Consider the following 19,827-nt stretch of genomic DNA (forward strand, 5'->3'; position numbering starts at 1 on the left):
CAAAATAAGGACAGTTAAAGAATATCTCTTGGGAATAAGAGATTGGGAGGTAGAGAGGCATGGACGAACGCAACTATAGATCGAACCGTCAAGACGAGGAAAACGAAACCAAACAAACGGAGAACCGCAATTCTTCCGGAACGGACGAATCCTCCTATTATTATTCTTATGGACCTTTTCAGTCCGTGAATCAGGAAGATACAGCAAATCACATGGGAAGCAATAATCAACGTGAAGAAGGAAATGTAGAGATCACAAAACCTGATCCGGTGAGACCCGTGCCTACTTACTATAATAGTGAATCATCTGAACAAGCGAAAAGATCATCAGCAGGCGGCGGAAACGGCTCAGGTAACGGTGGTGATCAAGGGAATGGCGGCAAAGGCAACTGGAACTATAATAACCGCAAGCCACGTTCTTCCGTAAGATCACTTCTATTTTCCTTTATTGCCGGCATGCTGGTCATCACTGTTCTCATGTACACCGCTGACAGAACAAATATGTTCACACCGGAGACGGCACTTACGAACACGGACAATCAAAGTTCAGGACAGGAAGCATCCACAAACACAGGCGGAGGCAACAATGTCACAGCGTCGTTACTGCCAACAGGCAAAGAAGATGTGTCTTCCGTAGTAACAAGCACAAGTCCGGCTGTCGTCAAAATCGAAACACTCGCCAAGCAGTCCTCACGTACAGGATTGGGTCAGGGTGGATCAAATACAAGTGATCCGCTGTACCAATACTTCTTTGGTAATGGCGGCGGAACGGAAGGCAATCAAGGCCAAAGCCAGCAACCACAAAGCGGTAATCAGCTTGTGCCTATGGGCATTGGTTCCGGGTTCATTTTTGACAAAGAAGGATATATCCTGACGAATCAACACGTTGTTCAGGGTGCAGACGTAATCCAGGTAACTCTGGAGAACAACAGCAAACCTTATGAAGCTAAATTGCTGGGAAGCAGCTTTGATCTGGATTTGGCTGTATTGAAAATTGAGAAAAACAGTGGTGACGATGCGTTCCCTGTAGCTCCACTGGGTGATTCCAACAGTACTCAAGTCGGTGAATGGCTTGTAGCTATTGGTAACCCTGAAGGATTCGAACACACCGTTACAGCAGGTGTACTGAGTGCCAAAGAACGTACGATCAGCATTCCAGATGAAGAAACAGGAAAAACACGTGAGTACAGCCATTTGCTGCAAACAGATGCTTCGATTAACCCGGGTAACTCCGGTGGTCCGTTGCTTAACCTGAATGGGGAAGTTATCGGAATGAACGTTGCAGTAAGTGCAGATGCACAGGGGATTGGTTTTGCAATCCCGTCGAGCGTCATCTCTGAAGCTGTTAAATATCTTAAAGAGAACAAAGAAGTTCCCAAAGAGCCAGTACCCTTTATCGGTGCATCTCTGATGGCTCTCACGCCTGAAGTTGCTAAACAAATGGGAACAGACGTTACCGAAGGTTCAGTTGTAGCCAGCACGATCTTCCAATCACCGGCTTACCAAGCAGATCTTCGTGCATATGACATCATCACAGGTGCCAATGGTACGCCGTACGCGACAAGTCAAGATCTGATTGATTTTATCAAGAAACAGGAAATCGGCAGTGAAGTGACATTAAACGTGGTGCGTGACGGTAAGAAAATGGATCTGAAAATCAAAATCGGCAACAAAAATGATTTTGATACTTCACAAACAACAGGTACACAACAGCAGCAACCATAAATATTGGGCAAGGATTTACAGAACGGAAGGGTTTGAAGGCCCTTCCGTTTTTTTTGCCCTGATGGAGCAAGGTTACAATGGACCAGGACGGATTGGAGACCCCCTACTTGAAGATGCAGATTGTGCTTCTGCCTGTTACAATGGGATAAAACGTTAGGATAAAGGAGAAAGACCACCATGCGCTCAACTATTTTGATTGTGGATGATGACGAAAAAATTGTATCCATGCTCCGCCGGGGGCTGGCTTTTGAAGGATATGAGGTACAGACGGCTTCCAATGGAGCTGAAGGCCTCAGCAAACTGATGGACAAGGAGCCTGACATCGTTGTGCTGGATGTGATGATGCCGCAGATTGATGGATTTGAGGTATGTCGCAGATTGAGAGAAGCAGGCAGCAAAGTGCCTGTGCTGATGCTGACGGCCAAGGATGAAGTACAGAGCCGGGTGACCGGATTGGACACGGGAGCCGATGACTACCTTGTAAAACCTTTTGCGCTGGAAGAATTATTGGCACGTGTCCGCGCATTGCTGCGCCGCAAGTCTGATAATGGGGGTACGCCGGACAACCGCTTAATGTATGAAGATATCATTTTGGACAATGACTCACGTGAAGTATTGCGAGATGGGCAGCGTCTGGAACTGACTGCCAAAGAATTCGAACTGTTGAATCTGTTCATGCAAAATCCAAGACGGGTACTGTCCCGCGATCTGATTATGGATAAAATCTGGGGTTATGATTACAGCGGTGAGTCTAACGTGCTTGAAGTGTACATTGCCATGCTCAGACAGAAGACCGAAGAATACGGTGGCAAGCGTCTAATCCAGACCATCCGGGGAGCCGGCTATATTCTGAGAGGTGACTCCTGATATGTCCATCCGGTTAAGACTAACCGCATGGTATTCTGGCATTTTGGCGGCTGTTCTTATCTTTTGGGGCGTTGTAATCTATGCCTTTGTTTATTTTAACTCCTATCAGGAAGTCGAACAGCAATTGAAGGTGAAGAGTACCCGGATTACGGAGCAGATTGGTGTTAATCCTCTTTCACAGTCGCTGGATCTGGACCCATTTACAGAGAGTCAGCTTCAGGAGGCACAAATCTATATTCAACTCTGGGATTACCAGAGTCGCTCAGGCAGAATTTCCGGTAATATGGAGAAATTGCAGATTCAGTTTCCGGTATTAAAAGCCAATGAGATACTTAAAGAGCGTGGCATATCCAAGATCTATGTGGATGGTACACCGTTTCTGGTGAATCAGCTTCCCCTTTCTCTTCAGGGAACCAATGAAGTACGTGGGATTCTTCAGGTTGGTGCGAATGTAAGTTCACAGGAGCGCTTGCTGGAAGCGTTGCTTAATATTTTGGTTTTTGGCTGGCTGGTAGCGATGGCATTGGCTATTACCTCAGGTCTCGTCTTGGCTCGCAAGTCGATGCGTCCGCTCGTGACTGTCATTGATGCCGCCAATCAGATTCAATCGGGAGATGACTTAAGTGTACGTATTCAATATGCTGGGCCGAAGGATGAGATCGGGCGTCTGATTGAAACGGTCAATAATATGCTTGAACGTACAGAATTGTCATTCCGTGGTTTGGAGGAGACGAATGCTGCCCAGCGCCGCTTTGTATCCGATGCATCGCATGAACTGCGTACGCCGCTGACCACCATTCGCGGGAACGTAGACTTCTTGAAGAAGCTGTGGGATCAGGAAGGAAGAGACCGACCGAATCTGGATGAGGAGACTGTCAAACAAATGTCGCTGGAAGCCATTGAAGATATGGCGGACGAGGGAAAACGTATGAGCAGGCTGATCAGCGACATGTTATCGCTGGCGAGAGCGGATACGGGTCAGAAAATTGAACTGAATCCGATCCCGCTGCAGATTCTCGTACAGGAAGTGGCACGCAGAGCACAATTTCTGGATCGTCAGGCAGACTGGCTTCCAGGAGATTTTTCCATCCTTAACGGCATTTATGTGAACGGTAGCAAGGACTATCTGCAACAGATGCTGTTTATTTTCATCGAAAATGCGTTTAAATACACACCTGAAGGCTCTGTGACGCTGGATGCTGTATTATACAAGGGCCAGGTGGGACTACGCATCAGCGACACCGGTATTGGGATGGATCGGGACGAAGTGCCGTTCATCTTTGATCGCTTCTATCGGGCAGATGAATCCCGCGGGGCTACACCGGGCATAGGTCTGGGACTTTCGATTGCGAAGTGGATTATTGAGGAACACCATGGATCGGTTGAGGTTGTGACCAGACGTGGAGAAGGAACCACCTTTATTATCTGGTTGCCGGTTGTCTTTGCTCCGCCTATCGAATAAAGGTATAATAGACAGGACTGCAATTACATCGGCAACGTTGCCGAGAAAGAAAGCGGGTGGCAACCAAGTGGAAGTACTACGAATTTCGCCGCGGGGATATTGTTACGGCGTTGTGGATGCGATGGTGCTCGCGCGTCAAGCGGCACGCAATCTGGATTTACCACGACCTATTTATATATTGGGTATGATTGTGCATAACCAACATGTGACTGATTCCTTTGAAGATGAAGGTATTATTACATTGGATGGTCCGAACCGGATGGATATTTTGAGCCAAGTGGAGAGTGGCACGATTATTTTTACAGCTCATGGTGTATCTCCTGAAGTGCGTAAGCTGGCACGGGACAAAGGATTGACAACAGTGGATGCAACATGCCCTGATGTGACCAAGACACATGATCTCATTCGCGAAAAGACAGCAGAAGGTTATCAGATTATCTATATTGGTAAAAGGAATCATCCTGAACCAGAAGGTGCTGTTGGCGTTGCGCCAGACCTCGTTCATCTGATCGAGAAGGAAGAAGAGATCGAAGAACTGAACGTACCTTCAGGCAAAATCCTTATTACGAATCAGACAACGATGAGCCAGTGGGATATCAAACACATTATGAGCCGTCTGCTGGAGAAGTTTCCGGGAGCTGAGATTCATAATGAAATTTGCCTCGCAACTCAGGTTCGTCAGGAAGCTGTTGCTGAACAGGCAGGTCAAGCGGACCTGGTTATCGTGGTGGGTGATCCTCGCAGCAATAACTCTAACCGTCTGGCACAAGTGTCGGAGGAGATTGCGGGTGTTACGGCCTACCGTGTATCCGATGTTTCCGAGATTCAGCAAGAATGGCTGAAAGGTGTAAATAAGGTGGCGGTTACTTCGGGTGCATCAACACCAACACCGATCACGAAGGAAGTCATCCTTTACCTGGAGCAGTATGAACATGACAAGCCGGAGACGTGGGAAATTAAACGTACCGTGAACATGAGCAAACTGCTGCCTCCAGTTAGAGAAAAAACACGTACACCTTAGGCGCAACTAATGTAAAAATAAGTCTAAGTGTATGTGAATTAAAAACGAGATGTGAATGAGAAGAATCCTGTTACGCAGATCCGAATGTCGGAGCCTGTGGAGCAGGGTTCTTTTTGTATATGGATAAGGAATGTGTACCTTGACGCAATAAGAGAACTATGGTATATTCACTTTAACGGATAAAAGCTTAAAAGCGAACAAGCGTTTAAGCGTGACAGAGTTTTTATATTTAATCAGACGCACGTTAAGAAATGATTGTGCTCTCATACAAGGAAGGATGGGAATTAATATGATCGTTATTGCAGGCAAGGCTACACCGGAGGAACAGATTCAGGATATCGTTGCAGTTATTGAAAAAGAAGGGCTTCAGGTGCATATCTCTCGCGGAGAGGATCGTACTATCATTGGTTTGATTGGTAAAGTTGAACCTAAAATGCAAGAGCATCTTCGCCAAATGAAAGGTGTCGAGAATGTCGTGAAAATCTCGAAGTCCTACAAATTGGCAAGCCGCGACTTCCATCCGGAAGATACGGTGATCTCCATCAAAGGTGTAGATATCGGCGGAAAAGAACTTGTTGTCATGGGCGGACCATGTGCGGTTGAATCCGCTGCACAGATTGATGAGATTGCAGGGCTTGTGAAAGCTGCTGGTGGGCAAGTGTTACGTGGTGGTGCATTTAAGCCTCGTACGGGTCCTTACAGCTTCCAGGGAACGGGTGTAGAAGGATTGATCATGATGGCGGAAGCAGGCAAGAAACATGATCTGCTGACCATTACAGAAGTCATGACACCTGAGTATGTGGATATTTGCGCCGAGTACGCAGATATTCTGCAAGTAGGTACACGAAACATGCAGAACTTTGACCTGCTTCGCAAATTGGGTGAGTGTGGCAAACCGGTATTGTTGAAACGTGGCTTCAGTGCGACATACGATGAGTTGTTGAATGCGGCTGAATACATTCTTGCGGGTGGTAACCCAAATGTTATGCTGTGTGAGCGTGGTATTCGTACGTTTGAATCCTACACACGGAATACGCTGGATCTGTCAGCGATCCCTGTTCTACAGTCTCTGAGCCATTTGCCGGTTATTTCTGACCCGAGCCATGGTACTGGACGACGTGAACTGGTGGAACCGATGACAAAAGCTTCCGTTGCTGCGGGTGCCAATGGCTTGATCATTGAAATGCATACCGATCCGGATAACTCCATGACAGGAGATGGTGTGCAATCCCTGTTCCCTGATCAATTCGCTAACCTGTTGCAGGATTTGGAGAAATTGGCACCAATCGTGGGTAAATCATTCAGCACAGCAAAACAACCGGCAGAATTTTTCCCGGCACGTGTAGGCGTGTAATAAGAATTTCATAATCAAGGTCTGGATCATCATCCGGGCATCTCATCTGGTCTCGTTCATTGCGACGGAATCAGATAGATGCTCGGTTTTTTGCATATTTTGCAGTTTTGAACGTATTTATTAATCAATGGTGATAAGAAACATTTATGATGTGAAGTTTTTCCCATGATTTAGGATAAAAAAGGGGTCGCTTTACCGCATTAAACCAGTTAAATGTATATAAATATAGTTGTTATATGAATTTAGGTTATTTATAAAATGTGAGTATATCTAACATACCTTCAAAAAATACCTTACATAAGTATTGACGATGTCATGTTTTAAAATTTATAATGACGACAGAAAAAAATTCGAATTTAGACATTTTCTTAGTGGGGTTGTTTAATGTTCGGAATATTTGGGAGGACGAATACATGTCGGTTGAAAACGTATTGAAATCAATTCAAGAGAACAACATCGAGTGGGTAGATTTTCGTTTTGTAGATTTAGCTGGTCGTGCACATCACATCTCGTTGCCAGCTTCGGCTGTTGATGCAGACACGTTCGTAAATGGAGTAGCTTTTGACGGTTCTTCGATCCAAGGTTTCCGCGGAATTGAAGAGTCCGATATGGTTATGATGCCAGACCCTGAAGCGACTTATGTCGATCCGTTCACTGCACACCCTACATTGAATGTTATGTGTGATATCTTCACTCCGGATGGCGAGCGTTATGAGCGTGACCCACGTAGCATCGCTGTTAAAGCAGAAGCTTATTTGCAAGAGAGCGGTGTAGGTACAACGGCATTCTTCGCACCTGAATCCGAGTTCTTCATCTTCGACGATGTACGTTATGAGAGCGGCACGAACAGCTCTTCCTACTATGTAGATTCCGAAGAAGCCTCATGGAACACCAACCGCAAAGAAGAAGGCGGAAACCTGGGCTTCAAAGTTCGCACTAAAGGTGGATACGTTCCAGTAGCGCCAGTGGATACACAACAAGATATTCGTAGCGAAATGTGTCGCCTTTTGGAAGAAGCGGGCCTGTCGATCGAGCGTCATCACCATGAAGTGGCGACAGCGGGTCAAGCCGAAATCAACTTCCGTTTTGATACACTGAAGAAAACAGCAGATAATCTGCTTGCATACAAATACATCGTGCACAACACTGCACGTCAATATGGTAAAGTAGCAACATTCATGCCTAAACCATTGTTCGGTGATAATGGTAGCGGAATGCACGTTCACCAATCCATCTTTGATGGCGATTCCCCATTGTTCTATGACAAAGCGGGATATGCTAACCTGAGTGAAATGGCTCTGCACTACATCGGAGGTATCCTGTACCATGCTCCGGCACTGATCGCTTTGACTAACCCTAGTACAAACTCATTCAAACGTCTTGTGCCTGGTTACGAAGCACCAGTAAACCTGGTTTACTCCAAAGGTAACCGTTCCGCAGCAGTTCGTATTCCGGTTGCAGCTGTGACACCAAAAGGTTGTCGTATCGAGTTCCGTACACCAGACTCCACAGCTAACCCATACTTGGCATTCTCCGCGATGTTGATGGCTGGTCTGGATGGAATCAAACGCAAAATCAACCCAACTGAGCTTGGATATGGTCCGCTCGATAAAAACATCTATGACCTGTCTGATGCAGATAAAGAAAACATCCGCAGTGTGCCAGCTTCCCTCGAAGAAGCACTTGATGCATTGGCAGCTGATAACGAGTTCTTGACTGAAGGCGGCGTATTCACAAAAGAATTCATTGAAAATTACATCAACCTCAAACGTGATGAAGCGAAAGCAGTAGCGATCCGCATTCATCCGCACGAGTACAGCCTTTACTTCGACTGCTAATCGGTCGGGGTTCGGAACAGATCTTGTTCCAACTTAAAGCCTCCGGGACACGTTCTCGGAGGCTTTTCCTTGAATTAAACAATGTAGTGCTTTAACTTTGCAGGGTGATAAAGGAATTTGATGACCTGAATTCAACACTTCAGTGCATATTGCCCTTGAAGCAGATAGAGAATACTGATATCATAGCGATAATATTCACTTTGTATGTCAGAGTTACGGATGGAAAGGGCGGGGGATTTTGTGACAAAAAGAGCGTATAACTTTAATGCAGGACCTGCGGCGTTACCACTTGAGGTACTGGAGCGTGCACAGGCGGAATTTGTAGATTTTCGTAATACAGGCATGTCGATTATGGAGATGTCTCACCGTGGAGCGGTGTATGAGTCTGTACATAATGAAGCTCAGGAGCGGTTGTTGTCGCTTCTAGGCAATCCAAAAGGATACAAGGTTCTCTTTCTGCAGGGCGGTGCAAGCACTCAGTTTGCGATGTTACCAATGAACCTGCTCGGTGCAGGGCAGACTGCAAGTTACGTGATGACTGGCAGCTGGGCCAAAAAGGCTCTGTCTGAGGCGAAGTTGATCGGCGAGACGCATGTTGCTGCATCTTCAGAAGCAGAGAAGTTCATGAAATTGCCGGATGTTTCGAATCTGAGTTTGCCAGAACGTACGGCTTATGTACATCTGACTTCCAACGAAACGATCGAAGGTACGCAATTCAAATCGTTCCCGGATACCGGTTCAGTACCTCTGATTGCGGACATGTCGAGTGATATTTTCTGTAAACCATTTGATCTTAATCAGTTCGGCATGATCTACGCGGGTGCGCAGAAGAACCTGGGTCCATCCGGAATTACGGTTGTAATTGCCCGTGAGGAACTGGTGAGCGAATCGCCTAAAACGATTCCAACCATGCTTCGTTACAGCACACATGTAGATAACAATTCCCTGTACAATACGCCGCCATCCTTCTCGGTATATATGGTGAATGAAGTATTGAAATGGATTGAAGAACAGGGCGGATTGGCTGGGATTGAGCAAAAAAATACGAAAAAAGCGGAATTGCTCTATAACACAATTGATGCTTCCGGTGATTTCTACCGTGGTTGTGTGGAAACAGAGGATCGTTCCCTCATGAATGTAACCTTCCGTCTTGCTTCTGAGGAACTGGAGAAAAAGTTCATCAAGGCTTCGGAGGAAGAAGGATTTGTAGGTCTGAAAGGACATCGCAGTGTGGGTGGTCTCCGTGCCTCCATTTATAATGCTGCTCCTTATGAGAGCGTTAAGGCACTGACAGACTTCATGAGCCACTTCCAGAAGACAAATGGATAATTAAGTATAGGTACGGTGTAATGGACCTTTGTGTCTAATCCTGTGCCTTACCAGAGCCTTCCACATTGACGTGTGGAGGGCTTTTCTTTAAGATTAGAGGGTTGTCGTCAACATGAAATGAAAAGGAGATTGAACACATATGGCTTTACACATCGTTCTGGTTGAACCAGAAATTCCGGCGAACACAGGCAATATTTCGCGTACTTGTGCGGCGACCGGTACCCATCTGCATCTCGTACGTCCACTTGGATTTCGAACAGATGATGCTACATTGAAACGTGCAGGCCTGGACTACTGGCATGCTGTTCATATTGAATACCATGACTCATTTGCTGAGGTTCAGGAAAAATTTCCGGAAGGTCGTTTCTTCTACGCAACTACGAAGGCCAAGAACCGATATAGTGATTTTAATTTTCAGGATGGGGATTTCCTCGTTTTTGGTAAAGAGACTAAAGGCCTGCCACCTGAATTAATTGCTGCGAATCCCGATACATGTATGAAAATGCCAATGACTGGTGACGTTAGATCATTAAATCTGTCCAATTCGGCAGCAATTATTGTATATGAAGCGTTGCGCCAGCTCAATTTCCCGGGGTTAGAAGGATAAATTTTGGTTATAAATGACGGCTAGAATTCGGAAAAAAAACATTTTTCAAAAAAAAGGACAAAAAATGTTTATTTCCAGCAGGATTCGACAAAATCTTGGCGAATCTATAAACATAGTACAAATGTACCTAGAAATTTAGAGTAAGATAGGAGAGGTGTGCCGTAGCTATGAAGCCAGCTGGAGTAGTTCGCAAAGTTGACCAATTAGGTAGGATCGTATTGCCTAAATCTTTGCGTAAAAGGTATCAAATGAATGAGGGAGATCCTGTAGAAATCTTAGTACAAGGGGACCATATTATCTTGGAGAGATATCGTCCAAAATGTATTTTCTGCGGATCCATCGAGGAAGTCAACGAGTTCAAAGAGCGTTACATATGCGCACAATGTTTAGATGAAATGACTCAGCTTCCACAACACGGATAAGAAATAACGTCATGGGGTCCATTGACCCCGTGGCGTTTTTTTTGTTTTATTCTCAATTGAATGGCATAATTGCAATTTGAAAAAAAGATAAAATACGTATACTAACGCTGGGTGTAAAGGGGTAAAACCTCATTCCACACGGCATTCAGGATGCCTTGCATATTTTCTTCCTCACTATTAATACATATGACAGCTTCCTTTGAGGGAATTATGATACACAACTGACCATAGGCACCATCGGCGCGGTAAGCGTCATGAGAACACATCCAGAACTGATACCCGTAACCTTTTCCCCAATCTCCTTCTCCAGTCGTTTCGATCTGCGGGGACGTAGCCTGTCGAATCCAATCTACAGGTACAAGCTGTGTGCCTTCCCAATGGCCCTCCTGCAGCAGTAACTGTCCAAATCGACTCAGTTCCTCATTACTTATCCAAAGACCTGCACAGCCAAGTGTTACCCCCAATGGAGAGGTTTCCCACTCTACTTCATGGATGCCAAGCGGATCAAATAACCGTGGAGTCAGGTAATCTTTCACGGTTTGGCCGGTAGCAGCCTGTAGCAAGGCTGAGATCATAAATGTATCCCCGCTGCTATATGTAAATTGTTCTCCAGGTACCCGGTCCAGAGGCAGCGACATATAATATTTCACCCAGTCCTTTTCGGTCAATGAAGCTCGTTCATCGGCCCAAAGAGGGGGAGAGTCATGGCCCGAAGACATTCGGAGAAGATCACGCAGTTTCAATTCTTGCGGCGATGGGAGATTGCGTTGTGCAACGGGTGCATGATGATAAGAGAAATAATCACCAAGTGTCGCATCCAGATGTATCAGACCTTCTTCAAGAGCAAGACCAACGGCCATACAGGTGAAGGATTTACTGATGGAATGTTGTACCCTGCGCTGATCCTTATCCCGGTCCCAATGGGCAAGCAGATGCCCTTTTTGTAATATGCGAATGGAAAAAACATTCAATTTTTGCTCTGTAATCGTATGAATGAAACCTTTAAGTTGCTCAGACATATTAACCTCCCTAATATCAGGTGAAACCTGAGTAAAATCGGTTGGTGAAACGTTTCCGTAATTCGAATGCAAAATCAGAACCCATGTTAGTATAAACCTGGTTTGGTGTCAATTAAAGTTGTAATCGCACTTACTAAATTTTCATTTTTTCGTAATAATAGTGTCTTTCGACGCAAATTTAGACTTGAAAAGGCATTTTTTCGAGAAAAAAACGCGAAATTTGTAAAAAGGTTATTGACAGGATTTACTCATCGGGCTTATGATTTATTCGAAACGATTCGAAGAAATCGCTTCCAGATTAAAATTGTTGTAATGAAGTCCATGTGAATCAACGTTGGCTATATTTTGAAACGATTCGAGAAAATCGTTTCGATAACCCATCGTAATACAAGGGAATCTACAACAGCCTGCAATCCAACGCCAGAGAAACGAATGAGTAAAGACAGCAGGCGATGATGAGAGGGGTTATATTATGGCACATATAACGATCGAAACTGGATCACCAACCTTATGCATGAATACCAGCATACATGTTGTGTCCAGTGACTCCGGAGAGACTTCAGGCGGTACACTATATCTGTTGCACGGGGCAGGCGATAATGCGAGTACCTGGCAGCGGTTAACCACAATTGAGATGTATGCAGCGCAATATGGCTGTACGATCATTATGCCGGAAGCGAATCGAAGCTATTACACCGATATGGAATACGGCCTGAATTACTTCCACTACATCACTCAGGAGTTACCTGAAATATGCAAGCGTCTGCTCAATCTGAATCCTGATCCGGAGAAAACATACGTCGCCGGTTTATCCATGGGTGGATATGGTGCACTGAAATGTGGACTAACTTATCCAGAGCGATATCGCAAAGTAGTGTCCCTATCCGGCGTAACGGATATCCAGACACGACTTCGTGATCCCCATATGCCAGCGACCATGATCAAGGAAATGAAAGCGGTTTTTGGAGAACGTTTACAGGTGAAAGCCGATCAGGATATTTACGCACTGTCGGCCAAGCTGCTCGAACAGGGTGTTCCTTTACCGGATATCCTCAGTTGCTGTGGCGATAGTGACCCCTTCGTAGAGATGAATCGCGAATATGCGAAATACATGCAGGGGACTGCCTTTGATTTTCGGTATGTGGAGACGCCGGGGGCTCATGAATGGAGATTTTGGGAGCACCACCTGAGAACGATGTTTGATTTTCTGTACAACGACAAGACCATAGTAGAGTGAGGAGATGCAATGTGAAACCTGCAGCCGAAGGACCTAGCAAAAAGCTGAAGGGAAACGTGAAGGGCAATTCGCTCTGGACTGAAATCTGGAAGCACCGAATGACATACACCCTGCTTATTCCGGGGCTTGTCTGGCTAATTCTGTTTGCCTACATGCCGATGGGTGGCCTGTCTCTGGCATTCAAAGATTACAAGGCCAACCTGGGCATCTGGGGAAGTCCATGGAGCGGATTCGAGAATTTCAAATATGTTTTCCGTGATCCAACCTTTATCGACGCAGTATGGCGTACGCTGTACATCAATATTCTGAAACTGATTATTCAGTTCCCGTTCCCGATCATTCTGGCGCTGTTGTTGAATGAATTGCGGATGCGCAGAGGAAAAAAATTGTTCCAAACCGTTCTTACGTTCCCGCACTTCCTGTCCTGGATCATCGTATCCGGGGTAGTCATCAATGTGCTGGCATATGACGGACTGGTAAACAGCGCGCTCGGATTACTCGGATTGCCAACGATTAACTTCCTGGGGTCTGAATCCAACTTTGTACCCATGTTGCTGTTGACTGATATTTGGAAATCAAGTGGATGGGGCGCGATTATATTCCTGGCTGCCATTTCCGGTATTGACCAGGATCAGTATGAATCAGCACAGATTGACGGGGCTTCCCGTATGCAACAGATGTTCAAAATTACTTTACCGAACATCCTTCCAACCATCACAATCATGTTTATTCTCTCGGTTGGTGGATTGATGTCTTCCGGATTTGACCAGATCTTCAACTTGGCAAATGCCGCTACCAAAAATGTATCGGAAGTACTCGATGTATATATCTATCGGATTACGTTCCAGTCATCTACCGATTTCTCATTCTCGACAGCGGTCAGCTTGTTCCGTTCCCTGGTGAATATGGCCTTGCTGCTTCTTGCTGACAGATTTGCCAAGTGGCTTGGCGGAGACGGTTTGTTCCGATAAGAGAGGAGGAAAAATGAGATGAGCAAGAAAGCTAACAAAAAACCGAGAATTGGTACAGAAAAAATGACACTTCTCGATTACATTATTTTTGCCGTATTACTAGTGCTTGCCCTGATGATCCTGATTCCGTTCTGGAATGTCATCATGATCTCGTTTGCAACACAGAAAGAATATGCTGACAATCCATTTTTGATGTTCCCGAAAGAATGGACATTGGATTCCTACAAGGCATTGTTCGCTGACGGAACGATTCTGTCGGGGTACAAAAATACAATTATATTGCTAGTTATCGGCTTGCCACTCAGCTTGTTCCTGACAACAAGCATGGCATATGGCCTTAGTCGTAACAAATTTCCGTTTAAGAAATTTCTCTTTTTCCTGGTATTGTTCACCATGATCTTTAATGGTGGTATCGTACCGCTGTACCTGATCATGAAATCACTTCATCTTACAGGTACGCTGTGGTCCGTTATCCTGGCGGGAAGCTTCAGTGCGTTTAACATGATTCTGATGATGAACTACTTCTACACCTTGCCTGAATCGCTCATGGAATCGGCGAGACTGGATGGAGCCGGAGAGTGGAGAATTTTGTTCTCTGTTGTTCTTCCGCTGGCTACACCAATTATGGCTACAATCACGTTGTTCTACGGTGTGGCTTACTGGAACAGTTGGTATGATGCGATGATATTCCTTCGAAAAGCGGATCAGTTACCGCTCCAGAATGTACTCCGAAATATTATCGTGACATCTACGACGAATGCATCCAATGCATCCAGTGTGGATGCTGCCCAGGCAAGCAACTTCTCAATGGGCATGAAGATGGCGGCTGTATTTGTCACCATGGTACCAATTATGTGTTTCTTCCCAATGCTGCAAAAACACTTTGCCAAAGGGGTATTAACAGGGGCAATCAAGACCTGATATACGTATAGGATTTTGCAATAAAATTCTACTAAAAAACATGGGGGTAAAACATGAAAACGAACAAAAAGTTGTCAGTAAGAGCTCTCTTTGCCATCACGCTTAGTGTAGTTATGCTGATGGTGACCGCTTGTTCCAGCCAAGGAGCTTCAGGTGGTAACGAAAAAGATGCAGAGGGAAATTACAAAGACAACCTGACCATCTCTGTAGCTAACCTGACAGAAATCAAAAACGGGAACCTGGATAATGACTTCCACAAGTTCTGGACAGACAAATTCAATGTAACTTGGGACTACAACTATATCGATTGGGATTCATGGGGCGAGAAGCTTCGTCTGTGGATCAACTCTGGTGACTTACCGGATGTAGCGGTATGGAACTACGTACATGGCGATGCCATTAACAGCATTGAACAAGGTTTGTTCTACAAATTCCCGGATGACTGGAAAGAACGCTGGCCTAACGTGGCAGCAGCTTACAATTTGACGGGTCTTGGAGACAAGTTGGAAGAATTGACGGGTGGAACATATGTCCTGCCTAGACCAATCTATTTCGAGAACAAACCAGCTGACCCACTCACGAACCAAATTGGTGTCATTGCGCTTCGTAAAGACTGGGCTGAAGCGGTTGGTTTTGAACTGAAAGATGCTTATACAACGACCGAATTGAACGAATATGCTGCGCTAGTGAAAGAAAAAGATCCAGGCAAAGTGGGTAACAAACTTGTACCTCTGTCCTACAATGCGGCAGATGCCATGACAAACATGATTATGCCAAACAGTGTGCATGCCATGACTGACTCTCCGTTCTACAAAGGTGAAGATGGTAAGTTCCACTGGGGACCAGCAGATCCTGAAACGCTGACAGGACTTAAATTGATGCAAAAAGCCTACAAAGATGGACTGCTCAATCCTGAGTTCTACACATGGAAAAACAATGAAGGTCAGAACAATTTCAAAGTAACAGGTACAGCTGCTGTAACAAGTCTGGGCGGACTGGCTTCGTACAGACAAGGTCTGGATTCCGATATGAAAAAAAATCTGGGTGTAGATAGTGATGAACTGGTACACACAGCAATCGTAGTAGGTGATGACGGTAAATACCGTAACATGGAGCAAGCCAACTTCTGGTCGGCATTGATCTTCAATCCAGACATTAGTGACGAGAAATTCGAACGGATCATGGATCTGATCGATTACTCCGCAACAAAAGAAGGACAGTTGCTCATCAACATGGGCTTTGAAGGAAAAGATTGGAAGTATGATGAAAACAACGAACTCGTTAGCTTGTTGCCAGAAGGAACGGTATTGGAAGATAAATATCCAGCACGTTTCGAAGGTCTGTATCTGCTCGGTGACGACTTCAGTGTTGTAAACCCTGCAATCAAAAAAGATTACCGTGATAGAGCCGTGAAATTGTTCGAAGAAAAAGCAAAACTTGGTACAGAAGGCAAATCGCTTGCACCATACGATTGGGATGTCAACCTGTACGATTCCAAAGCTAAGAGTCAAGCTTCATTCGATTACCAGAACGAATATGCCAACCTGATCCTGAAAAGCGGAGATCTGGAGGCTAACTGGAAAGAATGGGTGAACAGTAAAATGTCCCTGGTTCAACCTTATCTGGATGAGCTAAACGATAAATTCTAGTAATCATTCAGTAATTAATTTTGAACCCGGTGCGCGGTCTCTCCCCGAACGCAGCCGGGTTCTTTATTTCAACAACTTATAGTGGAGGATACGATCAGATGAATAACGAGCAGTTGCTAGATCTGGTAAGACAGATGACGTTGGAGGAAAAAACAGCTCAGCTTCTTCAGTTGACTGCCAACTTTTATGAAGGAACAAATGTGGAAGGTCAGATCACAGGGCCGATGGAAGAGATGGGAATTACGGAGCAGTCCGTAGATGCCAGTGGGTCCATTCTGGGGTTGTCCGGTGCGCAGGCCATCATTGATGTACAGCAAGCTTATATGCAAAAAAGCCGTTTGGGCATTCCGCTTTTGTTCATGGCTGACGTAGTTCATGGATTCAAAACCATTTTCCCGATTCCACTGGCGATCGGTTGTTCATGGGACACAGAACTGGCTGAGAAAAGTGCTGAAATTGCAGCACGTGAATCAGCTGTATCCGGTTTGCATGTTACCTTTGCACCTATGGTGGATCTGGTTCGTGACCCGCGCTGGGGTCGTGTGATGGAAACGACAGGAGAAGATCCTTATCTGAACAGTTTGTTCGCTGCTGCGTTTGTACGTGGATATCAGGGCGACAGCTTGAAGGATGAGCCAGATCGTCTTGCAGCCTGTGTTAAACACTTTGCGGCTTATGGAGCGGCTGAGGGTGGTCGGGATTACAATACGGTGGACATGTCTGAGCGTAACCTGCGTGAGTACTATTTGCCAGCGTACAAAGCAGCGTTGGATGCGGGCGTGGAAATGGTCATGACTTCGTTCAATACGGTTGACGGTATTCCGGCAAGTGGCAATGAGAAGTTAATGCGCGGTATTTTGCGTGACGAGTGGGGCTTTGATGGTGTGTTAATCTCGGATTGGGCTTCCATTCGCGAGATGATTGCGCATGGTGCTGCAGAAGATGATCGTGAAGCGGCATATCGTGCCATTCGCGCAGGAGTAGATATGGAGATGATGACACCTTGTTATGTGCATCATTTGCCTGAACTGATTGAGAGTGGTGAAGTGGATGAGAAGCTCATTGATGAAGCCGTTCTGCGAATTCTGCAACTGAAAGAAAAGCTGGGATTGTTCGATAACCCACTTCGTGCAGCTGATCCTGAACGTGAACGTGAGATTGTATTCTCCAAAGAGCACCGTCAGGTATCGTATGAACTGGCAACGAAATCAGCTGTCCTGTTGAAGAATGATGAGAGCGTGCTTCCACTTCAACCTGACGCTAATGTTGCCCTTATTGGTCCTTTTGCACAGAGTCCTGATATTTTGGGCTGGTGGTCCTGCGAAGGAGTTAAGGAAGATGCAGTTAAGTTGGGAACAGCTCTGCAAGAACGCCTGACGGGTGGGAAAGTTCAATTTGCTCAAGGCAGTAATGTTCATACGATTACAGCTGAGCAGATTGCCGAAGCCCTGGAAGTGGCAAGCAAAGCAGACCTGATTGTCCTTGCTCTTGGTGAAGACTCCGAGATGAGTGGAGAAGGTGGCTCGCGCACGGATATTCGTCTGCCAGCAGCCCAATTGGAATTGGTTAAACAGCTCAAAGCAACGGGAAAACCGATTGCCAGCGTTATTTTTAACGGCCGTCCATTGGATCTGCATGGTGTAATCGATGAATCGGATGCCGTTCTTGAAGCCTGGTTCCCGGGTAGTGAAGGCGGAGCCGCGATTGCAGATGTTCTGACAGGTGTAGTGAATCCATCCGCACGTCTGACGATGTCCTTCCCGCAGTCCGTAGGTCAGATTCCGGTCTATTACAACCATTTCAATACAGGTCGTCCACTGAACCCGGAGAAGACGGAAGAACGTTATGTCTCCAAATACATTGACAGCCCGAATGAACCTTTGCTTCCGTTCGGTTATGGTCTCTCATACACTTCGTTCTCTTATGGTGATCTTGAAGTGTCAAGTAATGAGATGACTACCGAAGAGTCCCTGCGCATTCAAGTACGTGTAACAAACACTGGTGAGCGCGCAGGCGTGGAGACCGTTCAGTTGTACGTTCGTGATGTAACGGGTGAAGTCGTTCGTCCTATGCGTGAGCTGAAAGGATATGTGAAGCTTGCACTGGCGCCAGGCGAGAGTGGTACAGCCACGTTTACGTTAAATGAAGAACAGCTTCGTTATCACCATTCCGACTTAAGCCACCGCAGTGATCGAGGCGAGTTCCATATTCTTGTGGGTGCAAACAGTCGGGATACTCAGAAGAAATCATTCAGACTTGTTTAATCCGGTGAATGGAAAGAGTAATGTGTCAGGCCTTTTGTTATGAAAGGCCTGATGAACATAACAGGGGAGCGAAGAATGTGGTCAGTATCAAGGATATCGCCAAACAGGCGGGAGTTTCCATCTCTACTGTGTCATATGCGCTGAATGGCAGCAACAAAGTGACCGATGAGACGAGTTCCAAAATTTTGGCCATTGCCAAAGAACTGAACTATGTTCCAAATGCCGCAGCAAGAACACTGAAGAAGAGGGAATCCAAAATTCTAGGTGTATTCTTGACCGATTTTAGAGGAGATGTGTATGGAGACTTGCTGAGTGGCATGAAAGCTGTATGTAATGCTCAAGGCTATGACCTGATCGTGTGCAGTGGTAAACAATCCCATCGCATGCTTCCAGAAAGGATGATTGATGGTGCGATCATTCTGGATCATACGTTTGCAAGTGAGGAACTAATGCAGTATGCCGATCGTGGGCACAAAATCGTTGTATTGGACCGTGAGATGGATCACCCCAACATTAATCAGGTTCTGCTGGATAACAAAGCCGGGGCGACACTTGCGATGGAACATCTGATTGAACAGGGACATAAGAAAATCTACGTGGTGACAGGACCGGAAGGTTCGTTTGACTCTGTGCAGCGGTTAAAGGCTGTGAGACAGGTTGCAGAACGTGAAGCCGGTGTGGAATGGGTTGAGATCACGGGAGATTTTGAGAAGAGTGGTGGAGAACAAGCCGCAGATCAGATTGTGCAGGTGTATGATGGACCCGCAGCGGTATTCTGCCTCAATGATGAGATGGCTATTGGCTTGTGTGATCGTCTGGCAGACAGCGCACTTGGCGTTGGTCAGGAGATCGATGTCATCGGATTCGACAATATTGAATTGAGCAAGTACGTCCAGCCGAGATTGGCAAGCATTGATTATTCCAAGCGCAAGTGGGGATCGCTCGCTGCTGAACAATTGATCAAAATTATTGCTGGAGAACCCGTTGATCATGAACGAATTTATGTGACATTAGTTGAGGGTGGGTCGGTGAGTGGGCCTAGTCCGTCTGATTCGGTTATATCTATGCGGAATGACCAGGCGGTTAGCTATTGATCCCGAATACAGCAAGAGACAAGGCTTAGAAGAATCGAATCATTCTTT

General features: G+C 45.8%; 16 protein-coding genes. 15 read left to right on the forward strand and 1 reads right to left on the reverse strand.

Annotated features, from left to right (window positions below; translation table 11 throughout):
• The first annotated feature begins 59 nt into the window (after positions 1-59).
• The 9 genes from MKY66_RS09090 (at position 60) to MKY66_RS09130 (ending at position 10,624) form a co-directional block, all read left to right on the forward strand.
• Positions 60-1,724, forward strand: a complete 1,665-nt coding sequence (locus MKY66_RS09090) for a trypsin-like peptidase domain-containing protein (protein WP_076209173.1) — start codon at positions 60-62, stop codon at positions 1,722-1,724.
• Between the two features lie 177 nt (positions 1,725-1,901).
• Positions 1,902-2,591, forward strand: coding sequence for a response regulator transcription factor (locus MKY66_RS09095; RefSeq protein ID WP_076209172.1), 690 nt, complete (start codon positions 1,902-1,904; stop codon positions 2,589-2,591).
• Between the two features lies 1 nt (position 2,592).
• On the forward strand, positions 2,593-4,053 hold the full coding sequence (locus tag MKY66_RS09100) for a HAMP domain-containing sensor histidine kinase (protein ID WP_076209171.1): 1,461 nt from the start codon (positions 2,593-2,595) through the stop codon (positions 4,051-4,053).
• Between the two features lie 67 nt (positions 4,054-4,120).
• Positions 4,121-5,074, forward strand: coding sequence for a 4-hydroxy-3-methylbut-2-enyl diphosphate reductase (locus MKY66_RS09105; protein ID WP_076209170.1), 954 nt, complete (start codon positions 4,121-4,123; stop codon positions 5,072-5,074).
• A 289-nt stretch (positions 5,075-5,363) separates the two neighbouring features.
• Complete coding sequence (gene aroF, locus MKY66_RS09110) at positions 5,364-6,428, forward strand: 3-deoxy-7-phosphoheptulonate synthase (RefSeq protein WP_036610039.1); 1,065 nt, start codon at positions 5,364-5,366, stop codon at positions 6,426-6,428.
• Between the two features lie 413 nt (positions 6,429-6,841).
• Complete coding sequence (gene glnA, locus MKY66_RS09115) at positions 6,842-8,266, forward strand: type I glutamate--ammonia ligase (protein ID WP_076209169.1); 1,425 nt, start codon at positions 6,842-6,844, stop codon at positions 8,264-8,266.
• A 240-nt stretch (positions 8,267-8,506) separates the two neighbouring features.
• The gene (gene serC / locus MKY66_RS09120; protein WP_076209168.1) at positions 8,507-9,595 is read left to right on the forward strand and encodes a 3-phosphoserine/phosphohydroxythreonine transaminase; all 1,089 of its coding nucleotides are present in this window, start codon (positions 8,507-8,509) and stop codon (positions 9,593-9,595) included.
• 139 nt (positions 9,596-9,734) lie between these two features.
• The gene (gene trmL / locus MKY66_RS09125; RefSeq protein ID WP_076209167.1) at positions 9,735-10,202 is read left to right on the forward strand and encodes a tRNA (uridine(34)/cytosine(34)/5-carboxymethylaminomethyluridine(34)-2'-O)-methyltransferase TrmL; all 468 of its coding nucleotides are present in this window, start codon (positions 9,735-9,737) and stop codon (positions 10,200-10,202) included.
• Between the two features lie 167 nt (positions 10,203-10,369).
• Complete coding sequence (locus MKY66_RS09130; protein WP_036610032.1) at positions 10,370-10,624, forward strand: AbrB/MazE/SpoVT family DNA-binding domain-containing protein; 255 nt, start codon at positions 10,370-10,372, stop codon at positions 10,622-10,624.
• A gap of 101 nt (positions 10,625-10,725) precedes the next feature.
• On the opposite strand, the gene MKY66_RS09135 is transcribed toward MKY66_RS09130, so the two are convergent.
• Positions 10,726-11,643 (reverse strand): serine hydrolase, encoded by a 918-nt coding sequence (locus MKY66_RS09135; RefSeq protein ID WP_076209166.1) that lies wholly within the window; start codon positions 11,641-11,643, stop codon positions 10,726-10,728.
• Between the two features lie 472 nt (positions 11,644-12,115).
• Here MKY66_RS09135 and MKY66_RS09140 point away from each other — a divergent pair, with 472 nt between their 5' ends.
• The 6 genes from MKY66_RS09140 to MKY66_RS09165 all read left to right on the forward strand — a co-directional run bounded on the left by MKY66_RS09140 (position 12,116) and on the right by MKY66_RS09165 (position 19,779).
• Positions 12,116-12,880: an alpha/beta hydrolase family protein gene (locus tag MKY66_RS09140; protein ID WP_076209165.1), complete on the forward strand. Its 765-nt coding sequence runs from the start codon at positions 12,116-12,118 to the stop codon at positions 12,878-12,880.
• A gap of 11 nt (positions 12,881-12,891) precedes the next feature.
• Positions 12,892-13,851 carry an ABC transporter permease subunit gene (locus MKY66_RS09145; protein WP_017689585.1) on the forward strand — a complete coding sequence of 320 codons (960 nt, stop codon included), beginning with the start codon at positions 12,892-12,894 and terminating at the stop codon, positions 13,849-13,851.
• A gap of 18 nt (positions 13,852-13,869) precedes the next feature.
• Complete coding sequence (locus MKY66_RS09150) at positions 13,870-14,772, forward strand: carbohydrate ABC transporter permease (RefSeq protein ID WP_076209164.1); 903 nt, start codon at positions 13,870-13,872, stop codon at positions 14,770-14,772.
• A 53-nt stretch (positions 14,773-14,825) separates the two neighbouring features.
• Positions 14,826-16,421: an ABC transporter substrate-binding protein gene (locus MKY66_RS09155; RefSeq protein ID WP_076209163.1), complete on the forward strand. Its 1,596-nt coding sequence runs from the start codon at positions 14,826-14,828 to the stop codon at positions 16,419-16,421.
• Positions 16,422-16,519: 98 nt separating this feature from the next.
• Positions 16,520-18,685, forward strand: coding sequence for a beta-glucosidase BglX (gene bglX / locus MKY66_RS09160; RefSeq protein ID WP_076209162.1), 2,166 nt, complete (start codon positions 16,520-16,522; stop codon positions 18,683-18,685).
• Positions 18,686-18,762: 77 nt separating this feature from the next.
• Positions 18,763-19,779, forward strand: a complete 1,017-nt coding sequence (locus MKY66_RS09165; RefSeq protein ID WP_076209161.1) for a LacI family DNA-binding transcriptional regulator — start codon at positions 18,763-18,765, stop codon at positions 19,777-19,779.
• Positions 19,780-19,827 lie beyond the last annotated feature (48 nt).

Source organism: Paenibacillus sp. FSL R5-0766, assembly GCF_037971845.1.
Taxonomy (GTDB): Bacteria; Bacillota; Bacilli; order Paenibacillales; family Paenibacillaceae; genus Paenibacillus.